We start from the raw sequence: 478 nt of genomic DNA on the forward strand, positions 1-478 counted from the left end.
TCAAAGACACCACGACCCCGGGCATCTTTACCTATTAAGTCGTCGGCAGCGTCAGATGTGTATAAGAGTCAGCCGTTAGCGTGACCATCGAAAGCGCCACCGGCGGCAACTTCGAGCAACTGACGCCGAACCCGGCCCCGGCCCAGACCACGATCAACGACTCGGTCGACACCACCACCGCGACCCTGACGGCCACTCCGTCGGTGACCGAAGGCGAGGTGATCACCTACACCGTGACCCTGAGCAACCCGGCTCAGACCCCGGTGACCGTGACCCTGTCCAACGGCCAGACCATCACCGTCGAAGCCGGCAAGACCCAGGGCAGCGTTGCCTTCTAAGCCCCGGCCAGCGTCAGCTATGTAAAAGGCTCGGCCGTTAGCGTGACCATCGAAAGCGCCACCGGCGGCAACTTCGAGCAACTGACGCCGAACCCGACCCCGGCGCAGACCACGATCAACGACTAGGTCGATACCACCAC

The 478-nt window shown here is 62.8% G+C and carries 1 pseudogene; it reads left to right on the forward strand.

Annotated elements, in window-relative coordinates:
• Positions 1 to 80: 80 nt before the first annotated feature.
• Positions 81 to 464, forward strand: a pseudogene (locus D7X55_RS46085) (immunoglobulin-like domain-containing protein).
• The last annotated feature ends 14 nt before the right edge of the window (positions 465 to 478 follow it).

Source organism: Corallococcus sp. AB049A, assembly GCF_003668885.1.
GTDB lineage: Bacteria > Myxococcota > Myxococcia > Myxococcales > Myxococcaceae > Corallococcus > Corallococcus interemptor.